Genomic DNA, 16,985 nt, shown 5'->3' on the forward strand with positions numbered 1-16,985 from the left:
GTCGTGAGCACCGGGTGGGTACCCGCGGACGTCCCGTCCCGGTCAGCCTCTGCCGGGAGGCGTGTACCGGCGCGGCGGACCCCGGCTGGGTGCGGTCCGCGTCGTCGCGGTGCGAGCCAGGGGGTCGGCGGCCCGTCCCTGCCGGCGCCCCGTCCTGGTCCCGGCCGGTGGCCGCTCACGGGCACGGAGACGGCGGAAAAGGGTCGCCCACGCGCCGTGTCGGCCAAGGTGCCGACGACCGGAAAGTCCGGTTCTCGCGCTTCGTTCCCAGTCTCATCCGGGGCGCCGGGTACGGCACGTCGAGAGCCGTACGCCAGATTCCGCCGTGATCACCCGAGGTGTACGGCCGCGTCGGCCGGTCGGGCGCCGGAGAAGGGGGCCGGTCCCGGTCGGGACACCGCGCGGACCGCCGCCCGGTCGTGTGGTGGCCGAGGACGGACGGTGGATGCCGCCGGGGGCCGGGACCGGAGGTACTGTCGCCGTCGTGGGCCCGTGCGCCGACCGTGGCGGACGCCGGGACGCCGGGACGCCGGAACGCCGGGATGGCGCGGGCCGAGGCCGGCGGCGCCGGGGCGCGCGGTGCGTCGGCCTGTGCGAGCCGGCCGGCTCCGGTCCGAGGTCGCGCCATCGCCGCGCGCCGTTCGCACGCGGGCGCCTGGAATCCGGCCCCCGCGCGCCGGAGCGCGTCCGCGCCGCTACGTACCAGCTTGGTGTGAGCTGTGACTCTTCTCCGCAGATCTGCGCACCCGCCCGCGTCCGGACGCATCAAGGGCAACTGACTGGTACGTGCAAATTATTTGGGATGCCCCGGAATAGGAACACCGGAGGCCCCAGGCTCGTTGTCACGACGTGAGCACGACACCACCTGTACTTGCCGCAGAGCTGGCGCAGGCGTGGGCCGACATTCAGCGGTACCACCCCGAGCTGCCCGATCTTGCCGCTCCCGAGTCCCTGATCGGAGAGTCGTCGTCCGCCTGTGGCGCCGAGCTCTCCTTCGAACGACTGCTCCACGAGGCAGTCCATGGCATCGCCGCCGCGCGAGGTGTCCGCGACACCTCACGGGCCGGCCGTTACCACAATCGACGGTTCCTGGCGATCGCCGAGGAGCTGGGCCTCGATCACGCCGAGGAACCCCACCCCAGCAGCGGCTTCTCGCTCGTCACGCTCAATCCGGAGGCCAAGCGGAGGTACCGGCCGACGGCCGAGCGACTGCACCGCGCGCTGAAGGCGCACACGGTCGCGACCGCGGCCGACACCAAGCGTTCGTTCCGCGGGCCCGCCGCGCGGCACGGCTCCTCCGGGGGAGGAGTGAGGGTCAAGGCCGTCTGTGACTGCGGTCGCAATGTGCGCGTGGTGCCCTCGGTGCTCGCCCAGGCGCCGATCGTCTGCGGCGGCTGCGGCAAGCCCTTCCGTATTCCGGAAGCGGCGGTCGCCGTGGGGTGAGCGGTGGGGCGGCCTGATGCGGTGTGGCACAATGGCAAGCTGTACTCGACAGTCGCACAGGACCCCTCTCTCCTCCGGCTGACGCGTCCATCGGGCACTCCGAGTACCGCAACCCCACGTGGCATCTAGTTGTGCCCAACCACGTCAAGACCAGGAGACACCACTTCCGTGGCAGTCAAGATCAAGCTGAAGCGTCTGGGCAAGATCCGTTCGCCTCACTACCGCATCGTCGTCGCCGACTCCCGTACCCGCCGTGACGGCCGGGCCATCGAGGAGATCGGCCTGTACCACCCGGTGCAGAACCCGTCGCGCATCGAGGTCAACTCGGAGCGTGCCCAGTACTGGCTGTCCGTCGGCGCCCAGCCGACCGAGCCGGTCATGGCCATCCTGAAGCTCACCGGTGACTGGCAGGCCCACAAGGGTCTCCCGGCCCCCGCGCCGCTGCTGCAGCCGGAGCCCAAGGCCGACAAGCGCGCCCTGTTCGAGGCTCTGACCAAGGACGGCGGCGACGAGTCCAAGGGTGAGGCCATCACTCAGAAGGCGAAGAAGGCCGACAAGAAGGCGGACGAGGCTGCTGACGCCACGTCCACCGAGTCGACCGAGGCCTGAGCATGCTCGAGGAGGCTCTCGAGCACCTCGTGAAGGGCATTGTCGACAACCCCGACGATGTGCGGGTCGCCTCGCGTGACCTGCGACGTGGTCGTGTGCTGGAGGTCCGGGTCCATCCCGACGACCTCGGCAAGGTGATTGGCCGTAACGGCCGCACCGCCCGCGCGCTGCGTACGGTCGTGGGTGCCATCGGCGGCCGTGGTATCCGCGTCGACCTCGTCGATGTGGATCAGGCTCGCTGACAGAGTTGAACACCGGCACGGGCCGGGGAGGGCCACGCGCCCGCCCCGGCCCGTCGTCGTCCATGGAGCAGTGCCGCGGGCACACGACAGGAGAGACACAAGGTGCAGTTGGTAGTCGCGCGGATCGGTCGCGCCCACGGCATCAAGGGTGAGGTCACCGTCGAGGTCCGTACGGACGAGCCCGAGCTGAGACTCGGCCCCGGAGCCGTACTGGCGACCGACCCGGCCTCGACCGGACCGCTGACGATCGAGACCGGCCGGGTGCACAGCGGCCGGCTGCTGCTGCGCTTCGAAGGAGTGCGCGACCGCACCGCGGCCGAGGCCCTGCGCAACACCCTGCTCATCGCGGACGTCGACCCGGAGGACCTGCCGGAGGACCCCGAGGAGTTCTACGACCATCAGCTGATGGACCTTGACGTGGTGCTCGCGGACGGCACCGGAATCGGCCGGATCACCGAGATCACGCATCTGCCGTCGCAGGACCTCTTCATCGTGGAGCGCCCGGACGGCAGCGAGGTGATGATCCCGTTCGTCGAGGAGATCGTCGCCGAGATCGATCTGGCGGAGCAGCGCGCGGTCATCACCCCGCCGCCCGGCCTGATCGACGACAGCCAGGCCGTGGTCGCCTCGGCGCGGGACGAGTCCGGGACGACGGACGAGCCCGCCAAGGCCGAGAAGTCCGCCAAGGCCGACAAGCCGGGGGACGAGGACTGATGCGTCTCGACGTCGTCACGATCTTCCCGGAGTACCTGAATCCGCTGAACGTCTCACTGGTCGGCAAGGCCCGCGCCCGGGGGCGTCTCGACGTGCACCTGCACGATCTGCGGGACTGGACGTACGACCGGCACAACACGGTCGACGACACCCCGTACGGCGGCGGGCCCGGCATGGTCATGAAGACCGAGCCGTGGGGCGACGCCCTCGACGACGTGCTGGCGAGCGGGTACGAGGCCGGGGCGCGTTCCCCGGTCCTGGTGGTGCCCACACCCAGTGGCCGCCCCTTCACCCAGGAGCTGGCCGTCGAGCTGTCCGAACAGCCGTGGCTGATCTTCGCCCCGGCGCGCTACGAGGGCATCGACCGGCGGGTGACGGAGGAGTACGCGACCCGGATGCCGGTCCACGAGGTGTCCATCGGCGACTACGTCCTGGCGGGCGGGGAGGCCGCGGTCCTGGTGATCACGGAGGCGGTGGCCCGGCTGCTGCCCGGCGTCCTGGGCAACGCCGAATCGCACCGCGACGACTCCTTCGCGCCCGGGGCGATGGCCGATCTCCTGGAGGGGCCCGTCTACACCAAGCCGCCCGAGTGGCGCGGCCGGGGCATCCCGGACGTCCTGCTCAGCGGCCACCACGGCAGGATCGCGCGCTGGCGCAGGGACGAGGCGTTCCGTCGTACCGCGCTCAACCGGCCCGATCTCATCGAGCGCTGTGACGCGGCCGGCTTCGACAAGAAGGACCGCGAAACGCTCTCCATCCTCGGCTGGTCACCGCGGCCCGACGGCCGATTTTGGCGCAGACCCGAGGCCGTGGAAGAATAGGCCGCTGCTGTACGTCCGGTGTGCGCCCCTGCCACAGGGGGAAAGACGTCCACCCGACGCGATCAGCACCCCGGATCTCCTCACGAACTCCCGTCGATGACCTGTGGCATCGACGAAGAAAGCAGACAAAATGTCTCACCTGCTCGATGGCGTCAACGCCGCCTCCCTGCGTTCGGACCTCCCGGCCTTCCGCCCCGGTGACACCATCAACGTCCACGTGCGAGTGATCGAGGGCAACCGCTCCCGTATCCAGCAGTTCAAGGGCGTGGTCGTCCGTCGTCAGGGCGCGGGCGTCAGCGAGACCTTCACGGTCCGCAAGGTCTCCTTCAGCGTCGGCGTCGAGCGCACCTTCCCGGTGCACAGCCCGATCTTCGAGAAGATCGAGCTGGTCACCCGTGGTGACGTCCGCCGCGCGAAGCTGTACTACCTCCGTGAGCTCCGCGGCAAGGCCGCGAAGATCAAGGAGAAGCGCGACCGCTGATCCCACTCCGGGGTCCGTGGGACGGCCGGATAGGCTCTGGCCCCGATGGACACGGAAGACCAGCACACGGAGCGCGACCGTTCCTCCACACCCCCTACGGGGCCGGAGGAGAGGTCGCGCTTCTCGCGTCTCACGGAGCGCATCGGGTCGTCGTCGCCGTCGTGGGGGCGGGTGGGGCTCCTCGGGGGCGTCTGCATGGTGTTCCTGCTGCTCTTCAGCGCCTTTGTGATCCAGCCCTTCCGCATTCCCAGCGGCTCGATGGAGTCCACGCTGCGGGTGGGGGACCGGGTGCTGGTCAACAAGCTGGCGTACCGGTTCGGCTCCGCGCCGGGCCGTGGTGACGTCGTGGTGTTCGACGGCACCGGCTCCTTCGTACGGGAGGCGCCCGGCCGGAACCCCGTCACCGGTCTGCTCCGCGGAGCCGGAGCCTCGCTGGGACTGACGGAACCCGCCGACACGGACTTCGTGAAACGGGTGGTCGGTGTGGGCGGCGACCGGGTCGTCTGCTGCGACCCGCGGGGGAGGCTCCAGGTGAACGGCCGCCCGGTCGACGAGGACTACCTCCACCCGGGTGACGTGCCGTCCGCGGTGACCTTCGACATCGTGGTCCCCGACGGCACCCTCTGGGTGATGGGCGACCACCGGAGCCGGTCGCGTGACTCGCGGGACCACCTGGGGGAGCCGGGCGGCGGCATGGTGCCGGTCGACAAGGTGATCGGGCGGGTGGACTGGCTCGGCTGGCCGCTGGGCCGGCTGGGTTCCCTGCCGGGCACCGACGCGTTCGACGGCGTACGGGCACCGGGCCGGGCCCATGGGTAGCCGGGGCAGGCGCGGTGGAACATCCGCCCCGGACGGCGACCCGTCCGCCGGGGGCCGCCCGCCGCCCACCCGCGCCGAGCGCCGCAGACTCGCCCGGCGGGTCAGACGACGCCGTCGCAGGTCGGCCGTCACGGAGATCCCCCTCTTCCTCACCGCGGCGGTGGTCATCGCCCTGGTCCTGAAGACGTTCCTGGTGCAGGCCTTCGTCATCCCGTCCGGATCGATGGAGCAGACCATCCGGATCGGCGACCGGGTCCTGGTCGACAAACTGACCCCGTGGTTCGGCTCCGAGCCGGAGCGGGGAGACGTCGTCGTCTTCAAGGACCCCGGCGACTGGCTGCGTCAGGAGAGCGACGGGAAGAAGGACCCACCCGTCGTCCTCAAACAGGCCCAGCAGGCGCTGACGTTCATCGGGCTGCTGCCGTCGGACGACGACCGGGACCTGATCAAGCGAGTGGTCGCGGTCGGCGGCGACACGGTGAGCTGCTGCGCGCGGGACGGGCGGGTCACGGTCAACGGCGTACCGCTCGAAGAGCCGTACGTACATCCCGGAGATCAGCCGTCCTCGCTCAAATTCGAGGTAAAGGTTCCGGCCGGTCGTCTCTTCGTGATGGGCGACCACCGGTCCGATTCGGCTGACTCCCGGTTCCACCTGGACGAACCCGGTCAAGGCACGGTCCCGCTGAACCGGGTGGTGGGGCGGGCCTTCGTGATCGCCTGGCCGTTCGGCCGCTGGAGCGGGCTGGCGAGACCCGGGACGTACGCCTCGGTGCCGGACGCGCGCGCCGGAACGGCCGAGTCCACAGGCCCGTCGAATAGTGTGTCCTCCCAGGATCTGAACGGAAAGGTCCCGCTCCCGACCCCTGCGGAACTCCCGCTCGTTATGGGAGTGGTGGGCCTGCACCGGCTAGGGCGCAGGCGGTCGCACGGAGTGAGGAGTGGATGTGGGGGATTTGGCGGTCGGCGCACGATCCGGACACGACGGGCCCGAGGACCGGCCGGAGCACAGCGAGTCGTCCGCGGCGGAGACGCCGGAGACGACGGACCGGAACCGGGACGACGGTGATTCACCGGACGGCGGCGGCTCGGCTCCCAAGAAGCCGCGCTCGTTCTGGAAGGAGCTGCCCCTGCTGATCGGCGTCGCGCTGATCCTGGCGCTGCTGATCAAGACGTTCCTGGTGCAGGCGTTCTCGATCCCCTCGGAGTCGATGCAGGACACGCTCCAGAAGGGCGACCGGGTTCTGGTCGACAAACTGACCCCGTGGTTCGGAGCGGAGCCGGAGCGTGGCGAGGTCGTGGTCTTCCACGATCCGGGCGGCTGGCTGGACGACGCGGAGAGCCCCGAGCCGAACGTGGCGCAGAAGTTCCTGAGCTTCATCGGGCTGATGCCGTCCGCGGAGGAGAAGGACCTGATCAAGCGGGTCATCGCGATCGGGGGCGACACGGTCGAGTGCAAGAAGGACGGCCCGGTCACGGTCAACGGCAAGGCACTGGACGACAAGTCGTTCATCTACCCCGGCAACACGGCCTGCGACGACGTGCCGTTCGGGCCGATCAAGGTCCCCAAGGGCCGGATCTGGGTGATGGGCGATCACCGCCAGGACTCCCGTGACTCCCGCTACCACCAGGAGCTGCCCGGCCAGGGCACCGTCTCCACGGACGAGGTCGTCGGCCGGGCGATCGTCGTGGCGTGGCCGGTCAACCGCTGGGCGACGCTGCCCGTTCCGAAGACCTTCGACCAGCCGGGCCTGAACGCCGCGGCCGGGATCGCCCCGGCGGCACTCGGGGTGGCCGGTGCGCTGCCGCTCGTGCTGTGGCGCAGGAAGAGGCTGACCGGCGGGCGTACCGACAGGTAGGGTGCCGACTCGGGCCAGCGATTGTCGATCTCCGAGGCGGGGGAGCGCTGCGATGAGCGGAACAGGACGTACGGGTGACGGCCACGGCCGGCTCGGCAGCACGCTGTCCGGGCTGGCCGTGGCCGTCGGCTGTGTGCTCTTCCTGGGCGGCTTCGCCTGGGCGGCGGTGGTCTACAAGCCGTACACCGTGCCGACCGGGTCGATGACTCCGACGGTGCGCGCGGGGGACCGGGTGCTCGCGGAGCGGATAGCCGGCGACGAGGTCCGCCGCGGTGACGTGGTCGTCTTCACGGACAGCGAGTGGGGAGATCTGCCGATGGTGAAGCGGGTGGTCGGGGTCGGCGGCGACACGGTCGCCTGCTGCGGCCCGGACGGCCGACTCACGGTCGACGGCCGGGCGATCGACGAGCCGTACCTGGCGAAGGGTCCCGCCTCGCTGAAGAACTTCACCGCGGAGGTGCCCGAGGGACAGTTGTTCCTCCTCGGGGACGAACGCGGCGGCTCACTGGACTCCCGGGTCCATCTGGACGACCCGGGCCAGGGCTCGGTGCCGCGCAGCGCCGTACGGGCCAGGGTGGACGCCGTCGCCTGGCCGATGGACGGCATGATCGGGCGGCCGGAGGCGTTCGCCGGACTGCCCGGAGGAGTGTCGTCCGCCGGACCGCTGCGGCTTCAACTGGGGGCCTTGGTGGCCGGCGTCCTGCTGATCGTGGGAGGAGCCGCGTACGGCCCGATCGCGGCCAGGACGGGCCGTGCGAAGCGGGCGAAGGCCGCCGCCGATGCCCGTTGAGAGGCGCAGGGTCGCCCGTGTGGTACTGCTCGACCCGGACGACCGGGTGCTGCTGATGCACGGCTTCGAGCCCGGCGACCCCTCGGACAGCTGGTGGTTCACACCGGGTGGCGGGCTGGAGGGGGACGAGACCCGGGAGCAGGCCGCGCTGCGCGAGCTGGCGGAGGAGACGGGGATCACGGAGGTCGAGCTGGGGCCGGTGATCTGGCAGCGGATCTGCTCGTTCCCGTTCGACGGACGCCGCTGGGACCAGGACGAGTGGTACTTCCTGGCCCGTACGGAACGGACCGTCACCGACCGGCGCGGGTTCACCGAGCTGGAGCGACGCAGTGTCTCGGGCCTGAGATGGTGGACCTCCGCCGAACTGTCGGCGGCGCGTGAGACGGTGTACCCGACCAGACTCGCCGAGTTGCTTCGCATGCTGCTCGAAGAGGGTCCTCCGTGTACGCCGTTGGTTCTCGCCCCCGAAATCGTCTGATCGCCAGGGGGCGCGAAGCGTCGGCGCACAATGGGGGGACGCACGGCTGAAGGGGAACATGCCATGAGTGCCGAGGACCTCGAGAAGTACGAGACCGAGATGGAGCTGAAGCTCTACCGGGAGTACCGCGATGTCGTCGGTCTGTTCAAATACGTGATCGAGACCGAGCGCCGCTTCTACCTCACCAATGACTACGAGATGCAGGTGCACTCGGTCCAGGGCGAGGTGTTCTTCGAGGTGTCGATGGCGGACGCCTGGGTCTGGGACATGTACCGGCCCGCCCGTTTCGTCAAGCAGGTGCGGGTGCTGACGTTCAAGGACGTCAACATCGAGGAGCTCAACAAGAGCGATCTGGAGCTTCCGGGTGGCTGAGTTTTCCACAACGGCGGAGTTGTCCACCAAGATCCACTAGTTCGGCCGCGACGCGTCAGAGTCGGTGCCGGAGGTGGTGCCGATATGAACGCACGGGGGGCACTCGGGCGGTACGGCGAGAATCTGGCGGTCCGGCTGCTGGTGGACGCCGGGATGGCGGTGCTGGAGCGCAACTGGCGTTGCCGGGCCGGTGAGATCGACATCGTCGCCATGGACGGCGACGCACTGGTCGTCTGCGAGGTCAAGACCCGCAGGGCCGGGTCCTTCGAGCATCCGATGGCGGCCGTCACACCGGTCAAGGCGGAGCGGCTGCGGGGGCTCGCCGAGAGCTGGCTGACCGCGCGCTGGCTCGCCGCGCACGGGGGGCCGCCGTCCGGCGGGGTCCGGATCGATCTCGTCGGGGTGCTGCTGCCCAGGCGTGGCGCACCGGTCGCCGAGCACGCGCGGGGGGTGGCCTGATGGGGTTCGCGCGGGCGTGCTCCGTGGCGCTGGTCGGCGTCGAGGGCGTGGTGGTGGAGGTCCAGGCGGACCTGGAACCGGGCGTGGCGGCGTTCGCCCTGGTGGGGCTGCCGGACAAGAGCCTGATCGAGAGCCGGGACCGGGTCAGGGCGGCCGTGGTGAACTCGGGCGCCGACTGGCCGCAGAAGAAGCTCACGGTCGGGCTCTCCCCGGCCTCGGTGCCCAAGAGCGGCAGTGGTTTCGACCTCGCCGTTGCCAGCGCGGTGCTCGGCGCGGCGGAGCGGATCGACCCCGCGGCCATCGCCGATGTGGTGATGATCGGGGAGCTCGGCCTCGACGGCCGGGTGCGGCCGGTGCGCGGTGTGCTGCCCGCCGTGCTGGCGGCCGCCGAGGCGGGATACCGGCAGGTCGTCGTCCCGGAGCAGACCGCGGGCGAGGCGGCGCTGGTGCCGGGGATCTCCGTCCTCGGGGTACGCAGCCTGCGGCAGCTGATCGCGGTGCTGTGCGACGAACCGGTGCCCGACGAACCGGCACTCGACGAAGGACGCCCCGACACGATGTCGGCCGGACTCCTGGTGCCCGGCGCGGGCATCGGCACGGGACTCGCCCGGGGGACCGCGCCGGGCGAGGAGCACCGGCCGGACCTGGCGGACGTGGCGGGACAGGAGAGACCCCGCAAGGCGCTGGAGGTAGCGGCGGCGGGCGGGCACCACCTGCTGCTCTCCGGGCCGCCGGGGGCCGGCAAGACGATACTGGCCGAACGCGTTCCGGCGATCCTGCCACCACTGACCGGCCCGGAATCGCTGGAGGTCACCGCGGTCCACTCGGTGGCGGGCATCCTCCCACCCGGTGAACCGCTGGTCAGCAGGCCGCCGTACTGCGCCCCGCACCACTCGGCGACCATGCAGTCACTGATCGGCGGCGGCAACGGACTGCCGAGGCCGGGAGCGGTCTCGTTGGCTCACCGTGGCGTGCTTTTTCTGGACGAAGCGCAGGAATTCTCCGTCCGGGCACTGGACGCGCTGCGCCAGCCGCTGGAGTCGGGGCACGTGGTGGTGGCGCGGGCCGCCGGGGTGGTGCGGCTGCCCGCGCGGTTCCTGATGGTCCTGGCCGCGAATCCCTGCCCCTGCGGGCGGCACTCGCTGACCGGCGCGGGCTGTGAATGCCCGCCGTCCTCGGTCCGCCGGTACCAGGCCCGGCTGTCGGGGCCACTCCTCGACCGGGTGGATCTGCGGGTCACGGTCGATCCGGTGCGTCGGGAGGACCTGATGGGACGCGGCGGCCGGGGCGAATCGACGGCGGTGGTCGCCGCCCGGGTCCGGGAGGCCAGGGCACGGGCCGCGGCCAGGCTCGCGGGCACCCCCTGGACCACCAACAGTGAGGTGCCCGGCCATGAACTGCGTACGCGGCTGCTCGCGGCCCCCGGGGCGCTGCTGGCGGCCGAGCGTGACATGGAGCGGGGCATGCTCACGGCCCGCGGACTCGACCGGGTGCTCCGGGTGGCCTGGACCGTCGCGGATCTGCGCGGGGCGGAGCGGCCGGACGCCCGGGACGTGGCGGTGGCCCTGGAACTGCGGACCGGGGTCCAGCGGGGGGTTCCGACGGAGACGGGGGCGTCATGAGGGCGCGTGCCGGGAGCGCACCGGGGGAGACGCGCGCGGGGCCCGGTACCACGGGTGCCGGCGCGGGTGGTTGCGTGAGTGCTGGTGCTGGTGCTGGTGCTGGTGCTGGTGCGGCGGCCGGTGGTGGTGTCAGCGGGGATGCGGATGTGGCGGGCGTGGGTGGCGCCGGTACGAACGGTGTCCGTGGAGCCGGGCCCGGCGAGCCGGAGCGGTTGGCGCGGGCGGCGCTCACCCGGATCATGGAGCCCGGCGACGAGCGCGGCGGTCGCTGGTTGCGCGAGATCGGCCCGGTCGAGCTGTTACGGCGACTCAGGGCGTCCGACGGGACGGCCGCCGAAGCACTGGGCGGAATGACGCCGAAGAGGCTCGGCGCCTACCGGCTGCGGGCCGGGAGGGTGGAACCGGAACGCGACCTGACAGCTGTCGCCGAGGCCGGCGGCCGGTTCGTCTGTCCCGGCGACCGGGAGTGGCCCAGCCAACTGGACGACCTGGGTGATGCCAGACCCATCGGACTCTGGGTGCGGGGACGGCCCGATCTGCGGCTCTGGGCGCTGCGCTCGGTCGCCGTCGTCGGGGCGCGTGCCTGCACACCGTACGGGTCGCACATGGCGGCGACCCTCGGGGCGGGGCTCGCGGAAAGAGGATGGGTGGTGGTCTCCGGGGCTGCCTTCGGGGTGGACGGCGCCGCGCACCGGGGCGCCCTCGCGGCCGGTGGCGCGACCGTGGCGGTACTGGCCTGCGGGGTGGACGTCGCCTACCCCCGCGGACACACCGAGCTGATCGGTCGGGTGGTGGAACAAGGGCTGGTCGTCGGTGAACTGCCGCCGTCCGAGCACCCCACACGCAGCAGATTCATCCTCCGGAACCGGGTGATCGCCGCGCTCACCAGGGGCACGGTGGTGGTCGAGGCGGAGTACCGCAGTGGCTCCCTCGTCACCGCCCGCGATGCCCAGCGCATCGGACGCTTCGTCATGGGAGTGCCGGGCCCGGCCACGAGCGGTCTGTCAGCAGGGGTCCATGAACTCCTGCGTGGTGAGGGCGTGCTGGTGACCGACGCCTCGGAGATCGTGGAACTCGTCGGAGAAATCGGTGAGTTGGCGCCTCGCAGACGTGGTCCTGTGCTGCCCCGTGATCTGCTGGCGACCGCGACCGCGGCGGTGCTCGACGCCCTCCCGTACCGGGACTCCGCCGACGCGCGGGACGTGGCGCGCGCGGCGGGAACCACCGTCGATGAGGCGCTCGCCAGGCTGTACGAGCTCCACTCACTGGGGTTCGTCGAACGGGGAGGCGAGGGGTGGCGATTGACGCCGCGTCCGACACGCGGCGAGGACACCCGGCGAGGCGATACTTGACCTGGGGCATTCGGGTGAAAAGGTGAGGTGGGCCGCCTCGGCGGCCGCGCCGACAGGGCTCCCGGTGCCGACGCACAGCGTGACGGCACCGGGTCCCCGGGCGTGTCCCATGGGACGCACGGAGCGGCAGCGATCCCCTGGCCTGCGCGCACTGCGACACTTCAGTCACGCTACGCTCACAAGGATTCCCCCCAGACGCAAGTCCCTCGGCACTTCACAGCAGAACGGCTCAAGGCACCACATGCCCCAGCACACCTCCGGGTCTGACCGTGCGGCAGTACCACCCGCTGCGCGTGGCACTGTGCGCCCTCCCGCTCCCTCCTCGCTCGACGAGTTGTGGCGCTCGTACAAGTCCACGGGCGACGAGCGGCTGCGGGAGCAGTTGATCCTGCACTACTCACCGTTGGTGAAGTACGTCGCGGGCCGGGTGAGCGTGGGGCTGCCGTCCAACGTCGAACAGGCCGACTTCGTCTCGTCCGGGGTCTTCGGGCTGATCGACGCCATCGAGAAGTTCGACATCGAGCGGGCCATCAAGTTCGAGACCTACGCGATCACCAGGATTCGTGGCGCGATGATCGACGAACTCCGGGCCCTGGACTGGATTCCGCGCTCGGTGCGCCAGAAGGCGCGGAACGTGGAGCGCGCGTACGCCACGCTGGAGGCCCAGCTGCGGCGCACCCCTTCGGAGGCCGAGGTCGCCGCGGAGATGGGCATCGCCCTGGAGGAACTGCACGCGGTTTTCAGCCAGTTGTCACTGGCAAATGTGGTGGCCCTGGAGGAGCTGCTGCACGTCGGCGGTGAGGGCGGCGACCGGCTGAGTCTGATGGACACGCTGGAGGACACCGCCGCCGACAACCCGGTGGAGGTCGCGGAGGACCGCGAACTCAGGCGGATGCTCGCCCGCGCGATCAACACGCTTCCGGAGCGTGAGAAGACGGTCGTCACCCTCTACTACTACGAGGGCCTGACCCTCGCCGAGATCGGCAATGTCCTCGGCGTCACCGAGAGCAGGGTGAGCCAGATCCACACCAAGTCGGTGCTCCAGCTCCGGGCGAAGCTGGCGGACGCGGGCCGTTGACCGGCCCGCGCGGCCCAGGCCCGCGGCGGCCCGGGTCCGGCACCCCGAGGTGACCGATCCACGCGGCTTCGGCCAACAGAACACGGCGGTCCCCGCCGTCCCGAACGGGTGCCGCCGTAGAGTGGAACCGTGCCCAGGATTCGAGCGGCCTCCGTGGCCGAGCACCGGACCATGCAGCGCGGCGCCCTCCTGGACGCCGCACGCTCCCTGCTGTCCGAGGGCGGGACGGAGGCGTTGACCTTTCCCGCCCTCGCCGAGCGCACGGGCCTCGCCAGGTCCTCCGTCTACGAGTACTTCCGCTCCCGCGCAGCTGTCGTCGAGGAGCTGTGCGCCGTCGACTTCCCCGTCTGGGCGGCCGACGTCGAGAGTGCGATGGAGCAAGCGGAGGGCCCCGAGGCGAAGATCGAGGCCTATGTACGCCGTCAGCTGGAACTCGTCGGTGACCGAAGGCACCGGGCCGTCGTCGCGATCTCGGCCAGCGAGCTGGACGCAGGCGCCCGCGAGAAGATCCGGGCCGCGCACGGCGGTCTGATCGGCATGATCGTCGAAGCGCTGGGTGACCTGGGGCATGGACAGCCGAGACTGGCGGCCATGCTGTTGCAGGGCTCGGTGGACGCCGCCGTCCGTCGCATCGAACTGGGCGCGGCGGAGGAGCCGGAGCTGATCGCGAACACCACCGTCGGGATGGTTCTGCGAGGCGTACGAGGCTGATGCCGGGCCCTGGGCGTCGCCCCGCTCCGCTCCCCATGCTCTCCTCGCCGCTCGCCGCTTCCTCCGGCAGCGGTCCGCCGGGTTCCGCCGTCGGCTCGGGTACGCCGAACACCGGCAACAGCCGGGACGGTCCGCGGCCGAGCAGCGACGGGGGCAGCAGCGACAGCGGGTCGAGATAGGCGCCACCACGCCTAAGCCCCCAGTGCAGACATACGCCCGGACAGTGGGAGCGTTCCGTCTCCAGGGTGGCCACCACATCGCCGGCGGCCACCTCGTCCCCCCGCGCGACCAGGGCGCTCACCGGCTCGTACGTCGTGCGCAGCGGCGGCTCGCCGGTCCCGGCCAGTTCGATCGCGAGCACGCCGCGCCCCGCCACCTTCCCCGCGAACGAGACCCGCCCGGCCGCGGCGGCGCGCACCGGTGTTCCGGCCACCGCCCCGAGGTCCACGCCGCGGTGGCCGGGCCCGTACATCGTGGCGGGCGGCTCCCATCCCCGTACGACCACGGGGCGTCCCGCGAGCGGCCACACCCGCCCGCCCTCCGGGGCGGGGGCGCCGGCAACCCGCGCCCGCGCCCCGAGCGGCGCGACCGCCGCCGACACCGGCGACACCGCCCGTACCGACGACACCGCCCGTACCGACGACACCGCCCACGCTGACCACACCGTCGGCAGCGCGGGCACCGTCAGAGCCGCCAGCGCGGCCGTCGACGCCCACACCCGCATCCACGCGCACGCCCACATACACATCCACAGACCCGGCCGACCCCGGTCCCGCCCGCGCGGCCCCGGCCGGCGCGGCCCCGGCCACGTGCCCGGTCGCCGCTCCCGCCGCTCCCGGGGCCGGGCACCGGACCGGCACCGGCCGTGCCGCCGATGCCACGGGTCGCGGCGAAGTCCGTCCAGGTCAGGTCTTGTTCGCATGGCGAAACGGTCGCGCACCGGACGAGTTCGCGGGGATCATGGAACGGATCTGTGGACCACCGAGCCGTTGTGGACATCGCCGTCACCCGGCACTCGACGGGTCCCGTACACTTCTTGTGGCGATCCGGGTCACCGGGTCGACTTCGCACGCCCCGCCACCACCCCTCTGGTTGATGGCCGCGCTCCTCGGTCCCTCGTGGCACGGCGCGTCGGGGCGTCAGGCGCGGCCGCAATCCTGCGGTCGCGACAACCGAGTACCTCAAGGAGTACGGCCATGGCCGTCGTCACGATGCGGGAGCTGCTGGAAAGCGGCGTCCACTTCGGTCACCAGACCCGTCGCTGGAACCCGAAGATGAAGCGCTTCATCTTCACCGAGCGCAACGGCATCTACATCATCGACCTGCTCCAGTCGCTGTCGTACATCGACCGCGCCTACGAGTTCGTCAAGGAGACCGTCGCCCACGGCGGCTCGATCATGTTCATCGGTACGAAGAAGCAGGCCCAGGAGGCCATCGCCGAGCAGGCGACGCGCGTCGGCATGCCGTACGTCAACCAGCGCTGGCTGGGTGGCATGCTCACCAACTTCTCGACCGTCTACAAGCGCCTTCAGCGTCTGAAGGAGCTTGAGCAGATCGACTTCGAGGACGTGGCCGCCTCCGGCCTCACCAAGAAGGAGCTCCTGGTCCTCTCCCGCGAGAAGGCCAAGCTGGAGAAGACCCTCGGTGGTATCCGCGAGATGTCGAAGGTGCCCAGCGCCGTCTGGATCGTCGACACCAAGAAGGAGCACATCGCCGTCGGTGAGGCGCGCAAGCTCCACATCCCGGTCGTCGCGATCCTCGACACCAACTGCGACCCCGACGAGGTCGACTACAAGATCCCGGGCAACGACGACGCGATCCGCTCCGTCACCCTGCTCACCCGTGTGATCGCCGACGCCGTCGCCGAGGGCCTCATCGCCCGTTCCGGCGCCGCGACCGGCGACTCGAAGCCGGGCGAGAAGGCCGCCGGCGAGCCGCTGGCCGAGTGGGAGCGTGACCTGCTCGACGGCGACAAGAAGGACGAGGCCGCCGCCGAGGTCCAGAGCTCCGCCGAGACCGAGAAGGCCGCGGACGCGGAGACCCCGGCCGCCGAGGCCGTCGCCGAGACCCCGGCCGAGGCCGAGACCCCGGCCGCCGAGGCGCCCGCTGCGGACGCCGAGCAGGCCTGACACCTCCGTCACGGCTGAAGACGGCGGGGGCGGGCGCCACGAGCGCCGCCCCCGCCGTTCACCCGTAGATCTTTCAGACTTCGAGAGAGAACACAGACTCATGGCGAACTACACCGCCGCTGACGTCAAGAAGCTCCGCGAGCTCACCGGCGCCGGCATGATGGACTGCAAGAAGGCGCTCGACGAGGGCGACGGCAACGTCGACAAGGCCGTCGAACTCCTCCGTGTCAAGGGCCAGAAGGGCGTCGCCAAGCGCGAGGGCCGCTCTGCCGAGAACGGCGCCGTCGTCTCCCTCATCTCCGAGGACAAGACGTCCGGCGTCCTCCTTGAGCTGAAGTGCGAGACGGACTTCGTCGCCAAGGGCGACAAGTTCCAGGCCGTCGCCAACACGCTCGCCGCGCACGTGGCCGCGACCTCCCCGGCCGACCTGGCCGCTCTGCTCGGTTCCGAGATCGAGGCCGGCAAGACCGTTCAGGCGTACGTCGACGAGGCGAACGCCAACCTCGGCGAGAAGATCGTCCTGGACCGCTTCGCGCAGTTCACGGGCGGTTACGTGGCCGCGTACATGCACCGCACCATGCCCGACCTCCCGCCGCAGGTCGGCGTGCTCGTCGAGCTGGACAAGGGCTCCGCGTCCGACGAGGCCGCCGCCGCGGTCGCCAAGGACGTCGCGCAGCACATCGCCGCCTTCGCCCCGAAGTACCTGAACCGCGACGAGGTCCCGGCCGAGACGGTCGAGAACGAGCGCCGCGTCGCCGAGGCCACCTCGCGCGAGGAGGGCAAGCCCGAGGCCGCCCTCCCGAAGATCGTCGAGGGTCGCGTCAACGGCTTCTTCAAGGACGTCGTCGCCCTGGAGCAGGCGTTCGCCAAGGACAACAAGAAGTCCGTCCAGAAGGTCCTGGACGAGGCCGGTGTCCAGCTGAAGCGCTTCTCGCGCATCAAGGTCGGTCTCTGAGCCGGCACGCGAACGACGGTGGCCCCCGATAGGGTCTAGTGCAGTCGCCGGCCG

19 protein-coding genes and 1 pseudogene are annotated in these 16,985 nt (G+C 71.1%); 19 read left to right on the forward strand and 1 reads right to left on the reverse strand.

The genetic code is table 11. The features are described 5' to 3' along the window. Positions 1–849: 849 nt before the first annotated feature. The 17 genes from PZB75_RS23835 (at position 850) to PZB75_RS23915 (ending at position 13,847) form a co-directional block, all read left to right on the forward strand. A complete protein-coding gene (locus tag PZB75_RS23835) occupies positions 850–1,443 on the forward strand; it encodes a hypothetical protein (RefSeq protein WP_275537331.1) in 594 nt (197 codons plus the stop codon). A gap of 168 nt (positions 1,444–1,611) precedes the next feature. Next, positions 1,612–2,052, forward strand: a complete 441-nt coding sequence (gene rpsP / locus PZB75_RS23840; protein WP_275537332.1) for a 30S ribosomal protein S16 — start codon at positions 1,612–1,614, stop codon at positions 2,050–2,052. A gap of 2 nt (positions 2,053–2,054) precedes the next feature. After that, positions 2,055–2,294: an RNA-binding protein gene (locus PZB75_RS23845; RefSeq protein ID WP_275537333.1), complete on the forward strand. Its 240-nt coding sequence runs from the start codon at positions 2,055–2,057 to the stop codon at positions 2,292–2,294. 102 nt (positions 2,295–2,396) lie between these two features. Then, entirely contained in the window at positions 2,397–3,008 is a 612-nt protein-coding gene (rimM, locus tag PZB75_RS23850; RefSeq protein WP_275537334.1) for a ribosome maturation factor RimM, read from the forward strand. Then, complete coding sequence (trmD, locus tag PZB75_RS23855) at positions 3,008–3,829, forward strand: tRNA (guanosine(37)-N1)-methyltransferase TrmD (RefSeq protein WP_275537335.1); 822 nt, start codon at positions 3,008–3,010, stop codon at positions 3,827–3,829. Before rimM ends, trmD begins: the two co-directional genes overlap by 1 nt. Positions 3,830–3,959: 130 nt before the next feature. Next, positions 3,960–4,310 carry a 50S ribosomal protein L19 gene (gene rplS, locus PZB75_RS23860; protein ID WP_275537336.1) on the forward strand — a complete coding sequence of 117 codons (351 nt, stop codon included), beginning with the start codon at positions 3,960–3,962 and terminating at the stop codon, positions 4,308–4,310. Positions 4,311–4,355: 45 nt separating this feature from the next. Then, positions 4,356–5,129: a signal peptidase I gene (gene lepB / locus PZB75_RS23865; protein WP_275537337.1), complete on the forward strand. Its 774-nt coding sequence runs from the start codon at positions 4,356–4,358 to the stop codon at positions 5,127–5,129. Next, on the forward strand, positions 5,122–6,195 hold the full coding sequence (gene lepB / locus PZB75_RS23870; RefSeq protein WP_275537338.1) for a signal peptidase I: 1,074 nt from the start codon (positions 5,122–5,124) through the stop codon (positions 6,193–6,195). Before lepB (PZB75_RS23865) ends, lepB (PZB75_RS23870) begins: the two co-directional genes overlap by 8 nt. Next, positions 6,083–6,985, forward strand: coding sequence for a signal peptidase I (lepB, locus tag PZB75_RS23875; protein WP_275538842.1), 903 nt, complete (start codon positions 6,083–6,085; stop codon positions 6,983–6,985). The genes lepB (PZB75_RS23870) and lepB (PZB75_RS23875) overlap by 113 nt, the downstream gene beginning before the upstream one ends. A gap of 52 nt (positions 6,986–7,037) precedes the next feature. After that, the gene (gene lepB, locus PZB75_RS23880; RefSeq protein WP_275537339.1) at positions 7,038–7,775 is read left to right on the forward strand and encodes a signal peptidase I; all 738 of its coding nucleotides are present in this window, start codon (positions 7,038–7,040) and stop codon (positions 7,773–7,775) included. Beyond that, positions 7,765–8,253 (forward strand): NUDIX hydrolase, encoded by a 489-nt coding sequence (locus tag PZB75_RS23885; protein WP_275537340.1) that lies wholly within the window; start codon positions 7,765–7,767, stop codon positions 8,251–8,253. The genes lepB (PZB75_RS23880) and PZB75_RS23885 overlap by 11 nt, the downstream gene beginning before the upstream one ends. A gap of 63 nt (positions 8,254–8,316) precedes the next feature. Then, positions 8,317–8,625, forward strand: a complete 309-nt coding sequence (locus PZB75_RS23890; protein WP_003965949.1) for a DUF2469 domain-containing protein — start codon at positions 8,317–8,319, stop codon at positions 8,623–8,625. A gap of 84 nt (positions 8,626–8,709) precedes the next feature. After that, positions 8,710–9,084, forward strand: a complete 375-nt coding sequence (locus PZB75_RS23895) for a YraN family protein (protein ID WP_275537341.1) — start codon at positions 8,710–8,712, stop codon at positions 9,082–9,084. Further along, the gene (locus tag PZB75_RS23900; RefSeq protein ID WP_275537342.1) at positions 9,084–10,706 is read left to right on the forward strand and encodes an ATP-binding protein; all 1,623 of its coding nucleotides are present in this window, start codon (positions 9,084–9,086) and stop codon (positions 10,704–10,706) included. Before PZB75_RS23895 ends, PZB75_RS23900 begins: the two co-directional genes overlap by 1 nt. A gap of 239 nt (positions 10,707–10,945) precedes the next feature. Beyond that, positions 10,946–12,058, forward strand: coding sequence for a DNA-processing protein DprA (dprA, locus tag PZB75_RS23905; protein WP_275538843.1), 1,113 nt, complete (start codon positions 10,946–10,948; stop codon positions 12,056–12,058). Between the two features lie 241 nt (positions 12,059–12,299). Beyond that, a complete protein-coding gene (gene whiG / locus PZB75_RS23910; protein ID WP_275537343.1) occupies positions 12,300–13,136 on the forward strand; it encodes an RNA polymerase sigma factor WhiG in 837 nt (278 codons plus the stop codon). Positions 13,137–13,289: 153 nt separating this feature from the next. Beyond that, on the forward strand, positions 13,290–13,847 hold the full coding sequence (locus PZB75_RS23915) for a TetR/AcrR family transcriptional regulator (RefSeq protein ID WP_275538844.1): 558 nt from the start codon (positions 13,290–13,292) through the stop codon (positions 13,845–13,847). Between the two features lie 91 nt (positions 13,848–13,938). On the opposite strand, the pseudogene PZB75_RS23920 reads toward PZB75_RS23915, so the two are convergent. After that, a pseudogene (locus tag PZB75_RS23920) lies at positions 13,939–14,595 on the reverse strand (M23 family metallopeptidase); the annotation flags it as partial. A 448-nt stretch (positions 14,596–15,043) separates the two neighbouring features. Between PZB75_RS23920 and rpsB the strand changes: the two are divergent. Together rpsB and tsf are read left to right on the forward strand one after the other, a co-directional pair. Continuing rightward, positions 15,044–15,976, forward strand: a complete 933-nt coding sequence (gene rpsB, locus PZB75_RS23925; RefSeq protein ID WP_275537344.1) for a 30S ribosomal protein S2 — start codon at positions 15,044–15,046, stop codon at positions 15,974–15,976. Between the two features lie 100 nt (positions 15,977–16,076). Next, entirely contained in the window at positions 16,077–16,931 is an 855-nt protein-coding gene (gene tsf, locus PZB75_RS23930; protein ID WP_275537345.1) for a translation elongation factor Ts, read from the forward strand. The last annotated feature ends 54 nt before the right edge of the window (positions 16,932–16,985 follow it).

Origin of the sequence: Streptomyces sp. AM 4-1-1 (assembly GCF_029167625.1) — a bacterium.
In the GTDB taxonomy this organism is placed as follows: domain Bacteria; phylum Actinomycetota; class Actinomycetes; order Streptomycetales; family Streptomycetaceae; genus Streptomyces.